The 18,265-nt window shown below is 40.9% G+C and carries 16 protein-coding genes; 12 read left to right on the top strand and 4 right to left on the bottom strand.

Annotated features, from left to right (window positions below):
* Nucleotides 1-22 precede the first annotated feature (22 nt).
* Nucleotides 23-403, top strand: coding sequence for a rhodanese-like domain-containing protein (locus DMZ48_RS06995; RefSeq protein ID WP_143954415.1), 381 nt, complete (start codon nt 23-25; stop codon nt 401-403).
* Between the two features lie 303 nt (nt 404-706).
* On the opposite strand, the gene DMZ48_RS06990 is transcribed toward DMZ48_RS06995, so the two are convergent.
* The 3 genes from DMZ48_RS06990 to DMZ48_RS06980 all read right to left on the bottom strand — a co-directional run bounded on the left by DMZ48_RS06990 (nt 707) and on the right by DMZ48_RS06980 (nt 4,460).
* A complete protein-coding gene (locus DMZ48_RS06990) occupies nt 707-2,743 on the bottom strand; it encodes a M3 family metallopeptidase (RefSeq protein WP_143954414.1) in 2,037 nt (678 codons plus the stop codon).
* A gap of 65 nt (nt 2,744-2,808) precedes the next feature.
* A complete protein-coding gene (gene purE / locus DMZ48_RS06985) occupies nt 2,809-3,294 on the bottom strand; it encodes a 5-(carboxyamino)imidazole ribonucleotide mutase (RefSeq protein WP_143954413.1) in 486 nt (161 codons plus the stop codon).
* Nucleotides 3,295-3,305: 11 nt separating this feature from the next.
* A complete protein-coding gene (locus tag DMZ48_RS06980; RefSeq protein WP_143954412.1) occupies nt 3,306-4,460 on the bottom strand; it encodes a 5-(carboxyamino)imidazole ribonucleotide synthase in 1,155 nt (384 codons plus the stop codon).
* Nucleotides 4,461-4,613: 153 nt separating this feature from the next.
* Between DMZ48_RS06980 and DMZ48_RS06975 the strand changes: the two genes are divergently transcribed.
* The 11 genes from DMZ48_RS06975 (at nt 4,614) to DMZ48_RS06925 (ending at nt 16,906) form a co-directional block, all read left to right on the top strand.
* A complete protein-coding gene (locus tag DMZ48_RS06975) occupies nt 4,614-5,738 on the top strand; it encodes an adenylate kinase (RefSeq protein WP_143954411.1) in 1,125 nt (374 codons plus the stop codon).
* 40 nt (nt 5,739-5,778) lie between these two features.
* Nucleotides 5,779-6,795: a GTPase ObgE gene (gene obgE, locus DMZ48_RS06970; protein WP_143954410.1), complete on the top strand. Its 1,017-nt coding sequence runs from the start codon at nt 5,779-5,781 to the stop codon at nt 6,793-6,795.
* 92 nt (nt 6,796-6,887) lie between these two features.
* Nucleotides 6,888-7,424, top strand: a complete 537-nt coding sequence (locus tag DMZ48_RS06965) for a DUF4136 domain-containing protein (protein WP_143954409.1) — start codon at nt 6,888-6,890, stop codon at nt 7,422-7,424.
* Between the two features lie 89 nt (nt 7,425-7,513).
* Nucleotides 7,514-9,829, top strand: coding sequence for a S9 family peptidase (locus DMZ48_RS06960; RefSeq protein WP_143954408.1), 2,316 nt, complete (start codon nt 7,514-7,516; stop codon nt 9,827-9,829).
* A gap of 142 nt (nt 9,830-9,971) precedes the next feature.
* The gene (locus DMZ48_RS06955; protein ID WP_143954407.1) at nt 9,972-11,327 is read left to right on the top strand and encodes a UDP-N-acetylmuramate--L-alanine ligase; all 1,356 of its coding nucleotides are present in this window, start codon (nt 9,972-9,974) and stop codon (nt 11,325-11,327) included.
* 76 nt (nt 11,328-11,403) lie between these two features.
* Complete coding sequence (radC, locus tag DMZ48_RS06950; protein WP_143954406.1) at nt 11,404-12,102, top strand: RadC family protein; 699 nt, start codon at nt 11,404-11,406, stop codon at nt 12,100-12,102.
* A complete protein-coding gene (locus tag DMZ48_RS06945; RefSeq protein WP_242009144.1) occupies nt 12,086-13,399 on the top strand; it encodes a polysaccharide deacetylase family protein in 1,314 nt (437 codons plus the stop codon). The genes radC and DMZ48_RS06945 overlap by 17 nt, the downstream gene beginning before the upstream one ends.
* Entirely contained in the window at nt 13,399-14,085 is a 687-nt protein-coding gene (locus DMZ48_RS06940; protein ID WP_143954405.1) for a YjjG family noncanonical pyrimidine nucleotidase, read from the top strand. The genes DMZ48_RS06945 and DMZ48_RS06940 overlap by 1 nt, the downstream gene beginning before the upstream one ends.
* A gap of 35 nt (nt 14,086-14,120) precedes the next feature.
* Nucleotides 14,121-14,678 carry a hypothetical protein gene (locus tag DMZ48_RS06935; protein WP_143954404.1) on the top strand — a complete coding sequence of 186 codons (558 nt, stop codon included), beginning with the start codon at nt 14,121-14,123 and terminating at the stop codon, nt 14,676-14,678.
* Nucleotides 14,675-16,099: a DUF5723 family protein gene (locus tag DMZ48_RS06930; protein WP_143954403.1), complete on the top strand. Its 1,425-nt coding sequence runs from the start codon at nt 14,675-14,677 to the stop codon at nt 16,097-16,099. Before DMZ48_RS06935 ends, DMZ48_RS06930 begins: the two co-directional genes overlap by 4 nt.
* 18 nt (nt 16,100-16,117) lie before the next feature.
* Entirely contained in the window at nt 16,118-16,906 is a 789-nt protein-coding gene (locus DMZ48_RS06925) for a hypothetical protein (protein ID WP_143954402.1), read from the top strand.
* Here the strand turns inward: DMZ48_RS06925 and DMZ48_RS06920 are convergent.
* Nucleotides 16,903-18,180 carry a replication-associated recombination protein A gene (locus DMZ48_RS06920; protein ID WP_143954401.1) on the bottom strand — a complete coding sequence of 426 codons (1,278 nt, stop codon included), beginning with the start codon at nt 18,178-18,180 and terminating at the stop codon, nt 16,903-16,905. The genes DMZ48_RS06925 and DMZ48_RS06920 overlap by 4 nt on opposite strands.
* Between the last annotated feature and the right edge of the window lie 85 nt (nt 18,181-18,265).

Below are 18,265 nucleotides of genomic sequence, written 5' to 3'. Positions count from 1 at the left end.
TATAAACCGGAATTGATAAAAAATGAAAAAAATAATCTATTTGGCATTTTTGCTACTGGGCACAACCCTTTCGGCGCAATTGACACATGTTCCGATCAATGAGGTGGATGCAAAGAAAATGAAGAAAAGTACACTTCTCGATGTACGATCACCTGAAGAGTTCAGTGAGAGTCATCTGGAAGGTGCAGTTAATATGGATGTCAATAATGATGCCTTTATAAAGAATATAGAGTCGCTGAATAAAAGTAAGACCGTAATGGTTTATTGCCGTACTGGTAAAAGAAGTCGCCGTGCAGCAACCATTCTTGATTCTCTGGGATTTGAAAAAGTGATAAATCTTGAAGGAGGTATCACCGCATGGATGAAATCCGGACTGCCGGTCATAGAAGGGGAGAAACAGTAATTGAGTTATAAGTGGTAAGTTTTAAGTTTTTGAGCATTTCTGAAATACATAGGCTTTACCATTTTAATAGCTACTTCCCAGATAGGTGCCTTGTGGCACATTAACCTATGGTGACAAATGAAGACAAAAGTCAACATTCATCACTCTTTTACAATTTACTTTCCACTCTTCCAATTCCGATCTTTAGGGAACTGGTCAGAGAATAGGAAGTTAGCGTTATGAGCAATACAAAATTGCGAGTTTAGATTGGAATTATAATTTACAATCTGAAATTTATAATTAAAACTTACCACTTACCACTAATCACTTATCAATAAGTCCGGCTCTCCTCAACAGAGCATCCGGTTCCGGTTCCTTCCCACGGAATCTTTTATAAAGTTCCATAGGGTCTTCGGTCCCTCCTTTAGATAAAATATTGTTTCTGAAGCTTTTAGCGACTTCCCGATCAAAGATTCCTTTTTCTTTAAATAGTTCAAATGCATCGGCATCGAGTACTTCCGCCCATTTGTAACTGTAATACCCTGAAGAATAACCTCCATGGAATATGTGTGAAAAAGAGGTGCTCATGCAGGTCTCCGGGTTATCCGGATAAAGGTCCGTTTGTTTGAAAACTTCGCTTTCATGAGATTTTATATCGTTGATGGCTTTCGGATCCACTCCATGGTAGCTCATATCCAGCAGGCCAAAACTCAGTTGTCTGAGTGTTTGCATTCCTTCAAGGAATGAAGCTGATTCTCGTATTTTCTCCACATATTCCATCGGAATCATTTCTCCCGATTCATAATGCGTTGCAAATTTTTCCAATGCTTCCTTTTCATAGCACCAATTCTCGAAAATCTGACTTGGAAGTTCTACGAAATCCCAATATACATTGGTTCCACTTAGGCCGGGATAGGTTGTATCCGCCAGCATACCGTGCAGTGCATGACCGAATTCGTGGAATAAGGTCGTTACTTCGTTGAAGGTGAGTAAGGACGGTTTTGTTGGCGTTGGTTTTGTGAAATTGCAAACAATTGAAATGTGTGGGCGTACCTCTTCATTATTTCTGCGGTATTGCTGACGATAAACCGTCATCCAAGCTCCGTTTCTTTTGCCTTTTCTAGGATGAAAATCGGCGTAGAAGACAGCGATGAACTTGCCGGATTCATCAAAAACCTTATAGGTTTGAACATCTGCATGATATTTGTCGATATCTTGAGCGGGTTCGAATTTTAGTCCGTATAGTTCTCCTGCGATCTCAAATACCCCGTTTATTACATTCTCAAGTTTGAAATAAGGTTTGAGTTTTTCATCATCAAGATTGAAGAGTTTCTGCTTTAATTTTTCAGAATAATAAGTGCTGTCCCATTTTTCCAGTTGGTCGATTTGATCCAGTTCTTTTGCGAAAGCTGAAAGTTGAGTGAACTCTCTTTCGGCTGCAGGTTTAGCTTTATCAAGCAGTTCCTTTAAAAAGGCATTGACTTCTTTTGGAGAACGGGCCATTCGTTCCTCGAGAACATAATGTGCATGAGAGTCATACCCTAACAATTGAGCTCTTTGGTGCCGAAGATTAATAATCTTCCTGATGATTTCCTTATTGTCAAAATCATCGCCGTGGAATGCTTTGCTTCCGAATGCAAAAGATAGTTTCTTTCTGAGTTCGCGATTGTCTGCATAGGTCATAAATGGGATGTAGCTAGGATAATTGAGGGTGAATATCCAGCCGTCCTTTCCGGAACTTTCTGCTTCATGTTTTGCCGCTTCGATGATCCCTTCCGGTAAACCTGACAGGTCTTTTTCGTCCGTGATATGAAGTTCATAACTATTGGTGTCAGCAAGAACATGTTCCCCGAATTTTAGTCCTAGCTGAGAGAGTTCTTTATCGATAGATCTGAGTACTGTTTTCTGTTCTTCGTTAAGGTTTGCACCATTACGAGCAAAGCTTTTATATTGCTTGTCGAGTAGTTTGTGCTGTTCCGCATTGAGGGTAAGGGTGTCTTTTTGCTCATAAACGGCTTTGACCCTTTTAAAAAGTTCGGTGTTAAGTCTGACATCATTACTGAATTCCGAAAGCAGCGGCGAGATCTCCTGAGCCAGTTTTTGCATCTCTTCATTGGTTTCGGCACTATTCAGATTAAAAAAGGTTGAGGTAACCACGTCGAGTTTCAGACCGGTATATTCCAGGGCTTCCACTGTGTTTTCGAAGCTTGGTGCTTCCGTTGTATCCGTTATCGCATCGATCTCGGCACGTGTGTGGTCGATCTCAGTTTTGATAGCTTCCGGAAAATCGGAGGTTTTTATTTTGGAAAAGGGTATCGTTTGATTAAAGGTGTCAAATGTCTTATTGAGGATGTTGCTCATATACGATTGCTTTAGAGTAAATGAACGACGGCAGGTCTGAAGCCTGCCGTCTGTATGATGAAATCTTATTTTTTAACGGAGGCTGCGCCTTCGATCACTTTAGCTTTTAGCGATTCTTTATAGGCGATGATGCGTTCCAGAACTTCGCTATCTGCTGAACCGATGATCTGAGCAGCAAGTATACCTGCATTTTTTGCTCCATTCAGTGCAACCGTAGCTACCGGTACGCCGCCGGGCATTTGCAGAATCGATAATACAGAATCCCAGCCATCGATCGAGTTGCTGCTTTTTACGGGAACACCGATCACCGGTAATGGGGAAAGCGATGCAACCATTCCAGGCAGATGGGCAGCACCTCCTGCTCCGGCGATGATCACTTGTATTCCGTTCTTATGTGCATTCTTTCCAAAATCAAACATTTTTTCGGGAGTCCTGTGAGCGGAAACTATATCCACTTCCGTACTAACTCCGAGTTCCTGTAATACATCCACAGCATCCTGCATGACCGGCAGGTCACTTGTACTTCCCATGATTATTGCAACTTTAGCCATTTATCTGAATTTTATTCGCTTATTACTTTTATGGTTTTCTTTACTTCTCCGGCTACCTTTCGGGCTTTGGCGATGTCTGGATCTACGATGGTGACATGGCCCATTTTTCGAAAAGGTCTGGTTTCCTTTTTGCCATAGATATGTGGGGTAACGCCTTCCATTCCCATGATCTTTTCGATGTTTTTGTAGACCACGTTTCCGGTATAGCCTTCTTCGCCAACAAGATTGACCATGATTCCTGCAACCTTACTGTCAGTTTTTCCAAGCGGAAGTCCTAGAATGGCTCGTAAATGCTGCTCGAACTGATTGGTGTAGCTCGCTTCAATACTGTAATGGCCACTGTTGTGAGGTCTTGGGGCAACTTCGTTGACCAGTATCTCATCATTTTCAGTCTGGAACATTTCCACAGCCAGGAGTCCTACATGCTCAAAAGCCTGCGAAACTTTAAGTGCTATTAATTGTGCTTTCTTAGCGACAGCTTCATCGATTCGGGCAGGGCATATTACATATTCCACCTGATTTGCTTCAGGATGAAATTCCATTTCAACCACCGGGTAGGTCTTAACATTTCCATGTACATCTCTGGCAACGACAACCGCCAGTTCATTCTTGAACGGTATCATTTTTTCAGCGATACATTCCTGTGGCGGGAGTGCCTCCAGATCGGAGTAGGTGCGTACTACCTTTACACCCTGTCCATCATAACCAAAGCGGGCACTTTTCCATACAAAGGGGAAGGAAAGCGATTCGTTTTTGATTGCCGGCAGGATCTCATCGCCGTAGGCGAATCGCGTAAAATCGGCAGTAGGGATATTGTGATCTACATAAAAAAGTTTTTGTGTAGCCTTGTTCTGTATTTTTTTAAGCGTTTTTGCGGAGGGATATACCTGTATTCCTTCTTTTTCCAGCTTTTCCAGAGCATCGATGTTCACGTTTTCAATTTCGATAGTCAGTACATCCACATCCTTTCCGAAATTGTAAACTGCATCGAAGTTCATAAGGTCACCCTGGATGAATTCATTACAGGCGATCCTGCAGGGAGCTTCCGCAGAGGGATCCATTACCCGGGTATAAATATCGAATTTCCGGGTTTCATAAAGTAACATTTTTCCGAGCTGTCCGCCTCCCAGGATTCCAAGTTTAAAGTCAGATGAAAAATAATTCATTAATTTTATAGTTTAAAATCGCACTATATTGATATGAAACTTTGTAGTGGCACAAAAATACAGTTAATTCTCAAACCCTGTACGAATTCGGGTGAAATTCGAGGTTAACATTAATCTAAATATTATCTTTGCAACTTTATAATTATAAGCGATTTGATACGGTTACACGATAAATACTTCAAACCTTATATTCAGGCAGGTCAGATTCAGGAAGCGGTTCAACGTATGGTTGACGAAGTGAAAGCTGATTTTGAAAATGAGGTTCCGATCTTCGTTTGTGTCCTGAACGGTGCTTTTATGTTCGCATCGGATTTCCTTAAGGCGTATGATCAGCCATGTGAGGTGAGCTTTGTAAAGCTGAGTTCTTATCATGGATTTTCATCGACAGGAATCGTTAAGACCCTGCTTGATATTCCTCAGGAAGTAGAGGGGAGAAGTGTGGTGATACTTGAAGATATCATCGATACCGGTAGAACGGTTAAGGAATTGGTTTCGATGTTTTCCAGTATCAATGTAAAGCGTTTCAAGATCGCAGCCATGTTCTATAAACCGGATGTATATTCAGGGGAATACAACATCGACTATGTCGGTATTAAGATTCCTAACCGGTTTATTGTAGGATACGGACTGGATTATGACGAGTTAGGGCGTAATTTGCCGGAAGTATATCAATTAAACGAAAAAAAGATGATCAACTTAGTGCTTTTTGGAAAACCAGGTGCCGGAAAAGGTACACAAGCTAATTTTTTAAAGGAGAAGTACAACCTGAAACACATTTCTACCGGGGATGTTTTCAGATACAACATGAAGAATGGTACTGAACTTGGTAAATTGGCTAAGACCTTTATCGATAACGGAGAACTGGTTCCTGATCAAGTTACTATCGATATGTTGAATGCTGAGGTAGAGAAATTTCCTGAGGCAAACGGATTTATATTTGACGGATTTCCAAGAACGGATGCGCAGGCAAAATCATTGGATGCTCTTATGGATAGTAAGGGAATGCAGATCGATGCAACGATCGCCCTCGAAGCAGATGATGAGGTCCTGATTCAACGTCTTCTGGAGCGTGGTAAAGTCAGTGGTCGAAGTGATGATCAGGATGAAAGCAAGATCCGTAACCGTTTTGAAGAATACAATGAAAAAACCGCTCCGTTATTAGCTTACTATGAAGAGCAAAGCAAACTTCATAATGTAAATGGTATCGGTAGCATTGAGGTGATCACGGAACGATTGAGTAATGTGATCGATTCTCTTTATAAAGAGCAGGACGCGTAACAGCGAGCCTGTAAAAAAATCAATTTATTAGTAGTAGAATATGACTGAGGGTAATTTTGTCGATTACGTCAAATTATATGTGACTTCCGGAAACGGAGGAAAAGGATCTGCACACCTGCATAGGGAAAAGTATGTCGCTAAAGGCGGCCCCGACGGGGGTGATGGAGGTCGTGGTGGCCATGTTATCCTTAGAGGGAATAAGAACTTGTGGACCCTGTATCACTTTAAATTTAAAAAGCACTTTCGTGCAGGACACGGAGAACACGGAGGGAAACAGCGTAGTACAGGTGCCGATGGTGCGGATGTCTATCTGGAAGTTCCGTTAGGAACCGTTGTCAAGGATACCGAAACAGGGAAAACATTATTTGAGATCACTGCGGAAGGTGAAGAGAAAATCTTACTGGAAGGAGGAAAAGGAGGTCGTGGGAACTGGCATTTTAAGTCGCCCACAAATCAGACCCCCAGATACGCTCAACCAGGTATTCCCGGTGAAGAACAACAGATAACGCTTGAACTAAAAGTTCTGGCTGATGTCGGATTGGTCGGATTTCCCAACGCCGGTAAGTCGACCTTATTATCTGTAGTTACTTCAGCCAAGCCAAAGATCGCCGATTATGAATTTACGACCCTGAAGCCTAATCTCGGTATTGTAGAATATCGTGATTTTCAGACCTTCGTCATGGCGGATATTCCGGGAATCATCGAAGGTGCAGCCGAAGGTAAAGGTTTAGGACACTATTTCCTGCGACATATCGAAAGGAACTCAACCTTGTTATTCCTGATACCTGCAGACAGTAAAAATATCATTGCTGAATATGAGATATTGCTCGATGAATTGAAAAGGTATAATCCGGAGCTTTTGGACAAGCAGCGATTCGTTGCTATTTCAAAATCGGATATGCTGGATGATGAATTGAAATCAGAGATGGACGAAGAACTTCGGGCTTATTTCAAAAATATTGAGTACATGTTCATTTCTTCCGTAGCCCAACAAAATATCCAACAGCTTAAAGATAAGCTTTGGGCAATGTTGAATACCTCGGTGGAATCTGAATAGTCTGTCAGATTTATTCTGCCAATATTTGGCCTGATTCTTTGATACTCAATGTGATATTTGTCTTAATTTGATTAAATTTACCAAAAGGGGTCATGAGACAAATCTTCATTTTATTATTTTTTTTCATCCTGTATTCCTGTAATTCGGTTAAAGTAACCTATGACTTTGATAAGGAAGCGAAATATGATCAATATAAGACCTATGCCTTCTTTCCTCAGTTTCATTCAGGTCTGAGTGAATTGGATCAGCGAAGATTGGTAAGGGTACTTGAAGATTATATGGGGCAGCATGGCTTTGCTAAGGTGAATGAAGATCCTGACTTCTATTTGAACGTTACCTCTGCGATTTATGAAGTGCCCTCAGGAGGTAGTAGTGTAGGTATAGGAGTAGGAGGTACCGGAGGAAATGTCGGCGGAGGTATGTCTGTAGGGATACCCGTAGGACAGCCATCTTTTAAGAGGGAATTGGTGTTCGATCTGGTGGATGTAGCTGCAGATGCGCTTTTCTGGCAGGCAGTTTGCCAGGTTTCAGTACCTTCAGGTCAGGACTCACCCTCCAAGCGTGAGGCAATTTTAACGAATATAGTGGAAAAAGCCTTTTCTAATTATCCGCCACAAATCAAAAAATAATAGCTCCTTTCCGAATCTACCCAGGATAAAAATCTGCTTGTGCTGTAATGACGATCTAATTTTTCATTAATCTAAAAACAGCACTGTTTATGAAAATCAAACTAATCAATGGGTTACGTGCCCTATTAATTTTATTTACAATGATCTTGACCGCGCAGGTTAGTGCTCAGGATGTTCAAGGGAGCTGGAACGGTGAACTTGACGTTCAGGGAAATAAACTACCCCTTATATTCCATATAGCAGAGGAAGAGGGGAATCTTAAAGCAACTATGGATAGCCCGGCTCAGGGCGCTACCGGTATTCCTATGGATAGTGTAACGCTGGAGGAAAATACGGTGACCATAACCATGGCACAAGCCGGAATTAAGTATGTAGCAAAAGTCGATGGTGATTCTATGGAAGGAATCTTCTATCAGGGAAATATGGAATTGCCTTTAGCTATGAAAAAAGGGGAGCCTGAAAAACCCGGGAATCCAGCTTTGGTAACTGCCGATACCGATTTGGTTGAATTGGCATCTTTTGATTCCGGAAATTATAAATATGATGTCTCTGATTATTTTGCGAGACCCAAAGCAAGTTCCTTTCAGTTCTCACCTGATGGAACCTATCTCTCTTATCGAGAAAAGGATGATAACAGCAAGCGACACGTGTTCGTAAAAAATACGATCACTGGTGAGGTTTCCATGGCTATCGAAGAGAAAGAAGAACTCATCAGAGGTTATGGATGGGTGAACAATGAAAGGCTGATCTACCTCATGGATAAAGGAGGAAATGAAAACTATCACCTTTTTGCAGTGAATATCGATGGATCAGAGAATAAGGAATTGACACCCTTTGAAGGGGTTAGAGCTCAGATCATTACCACTTTGAAAGAGGATAAAGATCACATCATAATCTCTATGAATAAGAATAATCCGGAGATCTTTGAGCCTTATCGAATAAATGTGAATACCGGGGAACTCGTATTGCTATATGAAAATGAAGATCCTGCCAATCCGGTTATGGATTACACATTTGATAAGAATGGTACACTCCGTGCTTTTACTAAATTGAGAGATGGTGTGAATACCGAACTCTATTATGAGACCATGCCGGGTAAATATGAATTGATCAAATCCCTTTCCTGGAAAGATGCGTTCAGTATTGTTGGGTTCGACTATCAAAGTGAAAATCCCCATGATGCCTATATGATCTCTAATCTGGATTCTGATAAGGCGGAAATAGTGCTTTATGATCTTAAAGAAGGAAAGGTGCTGAAGAAGATGTTTTCCAATGATGATTATGATATCGGCGGATTGTCCAGATCCAGAAAACGAAATTACGAGATCGATTATTACTACTATACCGGTGATAAACTTGTAATTGTTCCGATCAGTGAAACCTATAAAAAATTGCATCAAAGAATCACTTCAGAATTTCCGGATTATCAGTATAACGTTGTGGGTACAACCGACGAAGAAGATAAATTACTGGTGGTTATCCAAAGCGATAAATTATATGGTACTTATTATTCATATGATATCGAGGGTGATAAGTTTACCTTATTGTACAACCTGATGCCGCAGCTTAAGGAAGCGGATATGGCAGAGATGAGGCCTATTACTTTTAAGAGTCGGGATGGAGTTACCTTACATGGGTATATCACCCTTCCGAAAGCAGCACTGGAAGGTCAAAAGGTACCAGTGATCGTAAATCCGCATGGTGGTCCTCAGGGTATTCGTGATGAATGGGGTTTCAACCCGGAAGCACAGTTATTTGCCAGTCGGGGTTATGCTACGCTACAGGTCAATTTTCGAATTTCAGGAGGATATGGTAAAGATTTTCTGGAATCCGGATTCAAACAGATCGGTAGAAAAGCAATGGATGATGTGGAAGACGGACTGGATTATGTAGTTAAACAAGGCTGGGTAGATAAGGACAAGGCTGCGATCTATGGCGGTAGCCATGGAGGGTATGCGGTTTTGCGCGGATTGACCAAAACTCCGGACCTCTATGCGTGTGGAGTAGATTACGTAGGAGTTTCGAACTTGTTCACTTTTATGAAAACGATACCTCCTTACTGGAAACCTTATCTGAAGATCATCAAGGAGATCTGGTATGACGAAGATATCGCTGCAGAGAAAAAGATCATGGAGGAAGTATCTCCCGTTTACCATATCGACAAGATCAAAAAACCGTTGTTCGTGGTTCAGGGAGCTAATGACCCCCGAGTAAATATCGATGAATCAGATCAGATCGTAAGTGCTCTCAGAGAAAAAGGCGTTGATGTTCCCTACATGGTTCGTTATGATGAAGGACATGGATTTGGAAAGGAAGAGAATTCCATAGCCATGTATGAAGCGATGATGGGCTTTTTTGCAAAACATCTTAAGGAACAGGAGCTTTCTAAACCCATAAAGAATTAAGTATTCTCGTCTGCGACAGCAGACGAGAATATTGTAACCAAAGCATTATAGGAGACTGTGCCTTATGATATCCTGTTTTAGGGTTAAGGAACCATAAAGAATACCTATCTTTATCCTCTAAAAGAATTCTAAAAAGCTTAGCGTGAAAATCCATTTTATTGCCATCGGTGGCAGCGCCATGCACAATCTTGCGTTGGCCCTTCATGAAAAAGGTTATGAGATTACAGGGAGTGATGATATGATTTTTGAACCTTCCCGTTCCCGGTTAGAAAACAAAGGATTATTACCGTCTGCAATGGGTTGGTTTCCGGAAAGGATTACCACTGATCTCGATGCTGTTATTCTCGGTATGCATGCAAAGCGGGATAATCCTGAATTAGCCGCTGCAAAAGAGCTCGGTGTTAAGATCTATTCCTATCCTGAATTCATATATGAGCAGTCAAAATATAAAACACGGGTTGTGATTGGTGGAAGTCATGGTAAAACCACCATCACTTCGATGATCCTTCATGTATTGGACTATCATGATAGGGAAGTTGATTATATGGTCGGGGCACAGTTGGAAGGGTTCGATACCATGGTGAAATTAACCGAAACCAATGATTTTATAGTTCTTGAAGGCGATGAGTATCTTTCCTCGCCTATTGATCTTCGCCCTAAATTTCATTTATACCAACCTAATATCGCCCTGTTAAGCGGAGTGGCGTGGGATCATATCAATGTTTTTCCAACCTTTGAAAATTACAAAGAGCAGTTCAGTATTTTTATCGACTCTATTGTGGAAGGAGGGAGCCTGACCTATAACGGTGAGGATGCGGTGCTGAACGAACTGGTTCTAGCTTCAGAGAATACCATTCGAAAAATTTCTTATGATACTCCGGAATATGAAGTGGTGGATGGAGAGACACTTTTACAGACGCCGGAAGGTCCGATGCCTGTCGAAATCTTTGGAAAGCATAATCTAAGTAATCTCGCAGGTGCCAAATGGATTTGTCAACACATGGGGATCGATGAAATGGATTTCTATGAGGCTATTGCAAGCTTTAAAGGTGCTTCAAAACGATTGGAGAAATTGGCTGAGAATAGTTCGAGTGTTATGTTTAAGGATTTTGCGCATGCGCCTAGTAAAGTAGCTGCCACGGTTAAAGCTGTAAGGGAACAATATCCAGATCGTAACTTGATCGCCTGCCTTGAACTTCATACCTATAGTAGTCTGAATACAGATTTTATCGGCGAGTACAAAGAATCACTGGATAGTGCGGATACCGCTATCGTATTCTATTCGCCGGAAGCTGTTAAGCTAAAGCGCCTGGAGAATATAAGTGCAGATACCGTGAAGAATGCTTTTGGCAGAAATGATCTACAGGTATTTACTGATCCGGAGGAATTGAAGCGCTTCTTTGAAAACAGATCCTTTGATGCTGTAGCATTACTGATGATGAGTAGTGGTAATTATGGCGGTATAGACCTTGAAGCCGTCAAAGCCAAATTCCAATAATCCTTCGCAAAAACATACCGTCTTAACAGGCGGTTTTTTTATTTCATACACTATAGAAAATTTACTATATTTAAGCATGCAATACCCGGACAACGCATTTTCGATTAAGCATTGGAGTGAAGAAGATCGCCCCAGAGAGAAACTGCTTAAAAAAGGAAGGTCGTCACTCTCCGACGCTGAGTTGCTGGCGATTCTCATAGGTAGTGGTAGTTCCGGAGAAAGCGCAGTGGCACTTTCAAAGCGTATGCTGGCCGGTGCAAATAATAATCTGAATGAATTTGCCAGGGCGACTATGAAGCATCTCACCAGTTACAAGGGCATCGGGCAGGCAAAGGCGTTGGTTATTTCGGCAGCCATGGAACTGGGGAGGAGACGAAATCGGGAAGAATTGCTGGTGAAGCATAAGATCATAAACAGCGAATCTGCATTCCGGTGGTTACAACCATTAATCGGAGAATTATTGCATGAGGAATTCTGGGTCATATACCTAAATAATTCCAATCGGATCACAGAGACCTTTCAGCTTAGCAAAGGAGGGATGACAGGTACGTTGGTAGATATCAGATTATTGCTTAAAAAAGCACTAGAATGCAACGCTACTTCGATGATTATCGCCCATAATCATCCTTCAGGTACATTGCTTCCCAGTTCGGCAGATAAACAGCTAACTCAAAAGATCCGCACTGCCTCGGTGAGCCTCGATATTAATCTTATCGATCATCTCATTGTCACTGAAAAGGATTATTTTAGCTTTGCAGATGAAGGCTTACTCTGATATGTTATTAGTTTATACCTATAAGATTACACCGCGTTTATCCTACATCATCAGACATATCTTTACTAAGATGTTGCTTGTTGAGGTAGAGATCACCACTAAAGTAGAAGATTTTATAGCCCATAGTGGGCCGAAGATCACCTATACCCGTAAGCCACTTCAAAATGAATTCTTTATCAAGAGTAATGATCTCCTGTTCGAGCAGGGTATCTCAGATCTGGAAATGGTGCTGTATGACTGGGAAGGTATACCGGCATTTTTTCCCACCAATGATAAGAGTGCGATCCCTTATGATATATTTGCAGCATCCTTTTATTTCCTTAGCAGGTATGAAGAATATCTGCCACATGTAAAGGATGAACATGGTAGGTTTCCGGCAGAGGAAAGCCTCGCCATGAAGCATGATTTCCTTGATCTACCTCTTGTAGATATCTGGGTTGCAAGATTCAAGATAGCCTTGCAGAGAAGGTTTCCCGATATGGTATTTGGTTCCCGTGAGTTCAGACATACCTCCATTATTGATGTGCCGGTGATCACTAAATATCTGAAGCGAGGTATCATCAGAACTATGGGAGGAATTGGGTCGGAGTTCCTTTCGTTGAAATTCGGATTGATATGGCAGCGTTTAATGGTGCTCATGAGATTTAAAAACGATCCTTATGATATCTTTGAAAAGCTTACTTTATTACATAAGACCAACCAGGTCGAGGCCTTATATTTCTTTCTAATAGCCGACTATTCTACCTATGATAAAAATATTTCTTTTAATAATCCATCCTTTAAGGTGCTGGTTAAATCGGTTGCTGATTATAGTGTTGTCTCTTTAATGGCGTCTTACAAAGGGTTTACCGATCTGGGAATATTAAAGAAGGAAAGAAAACGCCTTATCAGTTATATAAATCGTCCCGTTAAAAGGGTTCGACAGCGCTTCAATCGTCTGAATCTGCCTGACACCTATCGTCTCATGGTGGAAGCAGAATTTAATGAAGATTATACCATGGGCTATACATCTCATCTGGGATTCAGGGCTTCGACCTGTACGCCATTTTTCTTTTACGATATTAGTTTTGAAGAGCAAATACCTTTACGTGTAAATCCGATATGTATACATTATGCTGCCCTGGAAAATGAGCCAAGTTTGAAGCGGGCCAGAGAACGTGTATTTGAAATTGAGAATATCGTGAAAAAAGTACATGGAACTTTTAATACTGTTTTTTCCAATAATGTGATCAATTTCGATCATTACAATCCTGTAACAGAACTTTATCTCTCCTTAATAGATAAAACACAACGTTGATGAATTCAGAAATACGGCATATCTTTTTTGATCTCGATCATACGTTATGGGATTTTAACCGAAACTCTGCACTTGCATTTCATGAGATATTTAAGTTAAATGAACTCGAGTTATCCCTTGAGGAATTTCTGGAGGTATATGAGCCCATAAATGAAAGATACTGGAAATTGTATAGAGAAGATCGGGTTTCTAAGGAAGAGTTGAGGTACAGTAGATTACGTTTGAGTTTTGAGCATTTAAAGGTCAAAATTTCCGATCGGGTTATCAAAAAGCTTGCCGAAGACTACTTGACGTATTTACCAACCTTTAATCATCTTTTTGAAGATGCTTTCGAAATTTTGAACTACCTTAAATATAAATATGATCTCCATATTATTACCAATGGATTTCAGGAGGTTCAGAGTGCGAAACTCAGGAATTCAGGAATTGAAAGTTATTTTAAAATAATTATGAGTTCTGAATTCGCTGGGGTTAAAAAGCCGAATCCATACATCTTTAAACTGGCGATGAAACAAGCCGGTGCAGTTCCGGAGAATTCCGTTATGATCGGAGATAATCTGGATGCAGATGTTCATGGAGCTATAAGCTGCGGGATGGCTGCGATCCATTATAATCCGGGAAAATCCGAGGCTATACATGGAATTAAGCAAGTCTTCAGTTTATCAGAGGTCAAAAGCATGCTCTGATAGCAATAGTGAACGTTTTAAAACGTTTGTTATATATGAAGGGAGTATCAAAGATTATAGGGTGGATAGGTGCAGTCATTTTGATGATGTTCAGTTCCTGCGTTGATGACGTTGATTTCGATCAGGCCAATGATATTGTACTCGATCCTGCGATAGAACTTAGCCTTGTCTATTTTAAATTTTCCGCTCAGGATTTCGCAGAAGCTGAAGGTGAACCATCTTATAAAGATTCGACCGACGCAGACCTCTTCTCTCAGGATTTCTTTGAATATAACCTGAAGGCTGCCGAGTTTTATATCGAACATACCAACACTATTAATAAACCATTTTTTGCTGAAGTATTGTTTTTTGACGCTAATGATATCGAAATCTATAGCGTTGATGTGAGTATACCTGCTTCAACAAATGGAGAACCGGTCATTATTCCAACGCTTGTGTATTTTCCTGAAGACCAAATCGGAATTCTGAAAAATACCAGTAAAATAACCGCCGAGATTGCATTGATCGATGAGAGTCCTCCTCCTTTGGATGAAAATTCGGAAGGATCCATCGAGTTTAATTCAAGTGCAATATTTTATATGGAATTTAAATGATTCGAAAGAAATGCATTTTATTTTTTATTCTCCTGATCCTATACCAAGTAAAAGCACAAAACCGGCAATTACTTTATAACTTCAGGGAAATTCCGCAATCAGTGATGGTGAATCCCGGAGTGGAAATTCATCAAAAAGCGTATGCGGGTATCCCGTTTATGTCTGGAATCTATGCAAATGCAGGAAGTAGCGGCTTTACAATGCACGACCTCTTTTCCGACGATGGGGTAAATTTCAACGTGAAAGTAAACAGGATACTGTACGATCTCAATGATAAGGATATTATTGATGTATCTGAACAGATCGAGATACTTTTTGGAGGTTATCGGAGTAAGAAGGATCGCGATAACTTTTATTCTTTCGGAGTATATCAGGAATTGGATTTTTATAATTACTGGCCCAACGACATCGCCAGAATAGCCTATGAAGGAAATGCAGGGCAATTGTATCGTAAATATGATCTGGGAGATCTGAATGCGCAGGGTGAAATCATTACAGCAGTTCATTTTGGGGTGAACCGGAAGGTGAATAAAAGTTTGACCGTAGGAGTTCGTGGTAAGATCTATAACAGTATGATCAACATAACTGCAAGTCGTAATTCTGGAACCTTTGTCACCGTTCCAGGTGAGGATAATGTTTACAGGCATATGATCAATGCCGATATGGAAGTGCATACTTCCGGCTATGCATCCTTATGGGATAAGAATATAACAGGCATCAGAGACTTTTTCAAATCCATATTCTGGAGGGGTTTCTTTTCAGGTAATCTTGGATTGGGAATGGATTTGGGATTTACTTATTCCCCTAACGACTACTGGACCTATACCGGTAGTTTACAAGATCTGGGAATGATGTTTCATATCACAGATCTTGAGAGTTATACCCTTAGAGGGGCCTATGCACTGGAAGGGATTGAGTTTCTATTCGGGCAGGCGACGGATGATGAGTTTTTGAATAATTACTGGGATGATCTTAAAGATGATCTCGAAGAGCAAATCCCTCTGGATACCATTAAGACCGTATATACCAGTTTCAGACCCGCGAAATTGAACGCGGCTGTCATTCACAATTTTGGAAATCTCCGGTATCGTAAGAACTATGATTGTGGTTGTGATGTCGATGATTCAGGGTTTGAGAACTCGGTGGGTCTACAGCTTTTTGCAATACACCGCCCGCATAGGATAAATGCTGCATTAACAGCCTTTTATTACCGAAGGATCTTCAATTTTCTGAGAGCAAAAGTAACTTATACACTTGATAAATATTCCTATAACAACGTAGGGCTTGGTATTTCCACACATTTTGCCAATATAAATTTCTATTTGCTGGCAGACAATATTCTTACTTATGGAAACCTTGCAAAATCCAATCAGGCTTCGGTTCAATTCGGATTTAATTATATCTTTGAAGACAAGAGATAAAAATTCAAATCGTGAATTATGAGAAAGTATGCCTTCTTACTACTTATATTTTTTACCTATGCAGGTATAGCCCAGAGTACAGATGTAAATTCATATAAATATTTAATCGTTCCTAAAAAGTACGATTTCCAGAAATATCCAAATCAGTATCGAATAAATACGCTTGTGAAGTTCCTTTTTGAAGAGGAAGGTTTTAATGCGATCTATGATGATGAACGTCCGGATGAATTGATAAGTAACCCATGTGGGGCTCTTACTGCTGAAGTAGATAATCGTTCCGGAATATTTAGCTCCAAAGTAGCTATTCTACTCAAGGATTGCAGAGGTAATGTAGTTTTTTCTTCCGAGGAAGGAAAAAGTAAGATCAAAGATTATGAGCCATCCTATCAGGAAGCTATACGGGAAGCATTTGATTCCGTAAAATCACTGGACTATTCCTACGACGCCGCAGCTGCAACTACCGTAGCCGTAAATACGCAGGTCAAGACTCCTGTAGTAGCAGTAAAAGAACCCGTGGTCGTAGAAAAAGTGGTTCCGGAAACAGTAGAAGCGGAAGCTACAGGAGCTGTAATCACCGAGGTAAGTCCTTCCGGTGTGGAAATCTTATATGCGCAACCTAAAGATGGGGGATACCAATTGGTGGATATGACCCCAAAAGTGGTGTTTGTAATTAAAAAGACCAGTGATGCGAATACTTTCCTTATACTGGAAAAGAATGGAATGCTCGTTAAAAGAGGTGACGTATGGGTAGCAGAATATTACCAGGGCGATAAGCTGGTTAAAGAGACCTATTCTATACGATTCTAATAATCGTATTTGTCTTTCCATCTATTTTTCAGAAATTCCCTTATGCCATTCTCACGCTGATTGTTTCCGGGTTCAAAGAATTTTGTGCTCGATAATTCATCAGGGAGATATTCCTGATTGATAAAGTTTCCGGTATAGTCATGAGAATAGCGATATTCCTGACCATAGCCTAATTCTTTCATCAATTTAGTCGGGGCATTTCTCAGGTGGATTGGGATACTGAGATCGCCGGTTTGTCTGACTGTAGCAATAGCATTATTGATCGCCATATACGATGCATTGCTCTTAGCGGAGGTAGCAAGGTAGATAACGCATTGACTCAAAATGATCCGGGCTTCAGGATAACCTATGGTGTTAACGGCCTGAAAAGTATTGTTGGCCATTATGAGAGCAGTAGGATTGGCATTCCCGATATCTTCAGAGGCCAGAATGACAAGTCGACGTGCTATGAACTTTACGTCTTCACCACCTTCGATCATCCTTGCCAGCCAGTATACGGCAGCATTCGGGTCGCTACCGCGAATTGATTTGATGAATGCAGAAATAATGTCATAATGTTGTTCGCCCGTTTTATCGTATAAAACGGTGTTCTTCTGAACTCTTTGCATGACCATGGCATCATTGATCTCTACATCATCTCCGTCTGATGAATTCACCAGAAGTTCGAAGATATTCAAAAGTTTTCTTCCGTCTCCTCCGGATAATCGTAACAGGGCTTCGGTTTCCTTTAGGGTAATCTTTTTTTGTTGTAACTGAGTGTCCTTTTTCATAGCTCTGTGTAAAAGAGCGATGAGGTCATCTTTGCTAAACGGATTCAAAACATAAACCTGACATCTTGAAAGAAGCGCAGGTATAACCTCGAAACTAGGGTTTTCGGTTGTCGCTCCAATAAGTGTTACCCAGCCTTTTTCGACCGCGGCCAATAATGAGTCTTGCTGAGACTTACTAAATCTGTGGATCTCATCGATAAAAAGTATCGGGTTTTTTGCGGTGAAAAGCCCGCCACTTTGTTTCGCCTTATCAATGACTTCCCTTACATCCTTAACACCACTGTTGATAGCACTTAAGGTATAGAAAGGACGTTCACTTTCCTTGGCGATAATATTTGCCAGTGTGGTCTTACCAGTGCCCGGAGGGCCCCACAGAATTAATGAGGGAATGAGTCCCTTTTTGATTTGTAAGCTCAGAGAACCCGATGGTCCTACCAGGTGTAACTGACTTATATAATCTTCAAGAGTTTCCGGTCGTACGCGTTCTGCCAATGGTTCATTCATATGTCAAAAGTACAATATTGTGACAATTTGGAAGTTTGAAAAATAACCTTAATTTGGGGAGAAGTTACACCGGTTGTATCATGAA

Source organism: Robertkochia solimangrovi (assembly GCF_007279655.1).
In the GTDB taxonomy this organism is placed as follows: Bacteria; Bacteroidota; Bacteroidia; order Flavobacteriales; family Flavobacteriaceae; genus Robertkochia; species Robertkochia solimangrovi.
The sequence above is the reverse complement of the archived record's forward strand: the minus strand, read 5'-3'. Positions and strand labels throughout refer to the sequence as shown.

Excerpts from the sequence above, each read along its gene's own strand:
- DMZ48_RS06995 (WP_143954415.1), top strand. The coding sequence starts at position 23 with ATGAAAAAAATAATCTATTTGGCATTTTTGCTACTGGGCACAACCCTT.
- DMZ48_RS06990 (WP_143954414.1), bottom strand. The coding sequence starts at position 2,743 with ATGAGCAACATCCTCAATAAGACATTTGACACCTTTAATCAAACGATA.
- purE (WP_143954413.1), bottom strand. The coding sequence starts at position 3,294 with ATGGCTAAAGTTGCAATAATCATGGGAAGTACAAGTGACCTGCCGGTC.
- DMZ48_RS06980 (WP_143954412.1), bottom strand. The coding sequence starts at position 4,460 with ATGAATTATTTTTCATCTGACTTTAAACTTGGAATCCTGGGAGGCGGA.
- obgE (WP_143954410.1), top strand. The coding sequence starts at position 5,779 with ATGACTGAGGGTAATTTTGTCGATTACGTCAAATTATATGTGACTTCC.
- DMZ48_RS06965 (WP_143954409.1), top strand. The coding sequence starts at position 6,888 with ATGAGACAAATCTTCATTTTATTATTTTTTTTCATCCTGTATTCCTGT.
- DMZ48_RS06960 (WP_143954408.1), top strand. The coding sequence starts at position 7,514 with ATGAAAATCAAACTAATCAATGGGTTACGTGCCCTATTAATTTTATTT.
- radC (WP_143954406.1), top strand. The coding sequence starts at position 11,404 with ATGCAATACCCGGACAACGCATTTTCGATTAAGCATTGGAGTGAAGAA.
- DMZ48_RS06945 (WP_242009144.1), top strand. The coding sequence starts at position 12,086 with ATGAAGGCTTACTCTGATATGTTATTAGTTTATACCTATAAGATTACA.
- DMZ48_RS06940 (WP_143954405.1), top strand. The coding sequence starts at position 13,399 with ATGAATTCAGAAATACGGCATATCTTTTTTGATCTCGATCATACGTTA.
- DMZ48_RS06935 (WP_143954404.1), top strand. The coding sequence starts at position 14,121 with ATGAAGGGAGTATCAAAGATTATAGGGTGGATAGGTGCAGTCATTTTG.
- DMZ48_RS06930 (WP_143954403.1), top strand. The coding sequence starts at position 14,675 with ATGATTCGAAAGAAATGCATTTTATTTTTTATTCTCCTGATCCTATAC.
- DMZ48_RS06925 (WP_143954402.1), top strand. The coding sequence starts at position 16,118 with ATGAGAAAGTATGCCTTCTTACTACTTATATTTTTTACCTATGCAGGT.
- DMZ48_RS06920 (WP_143954401.1), bottom strand. The coding sequence starts at position 18,180 with ATGAATGAACCATTGGCAGAACGCGTACGACCGGAAACTCTTGAAGAT.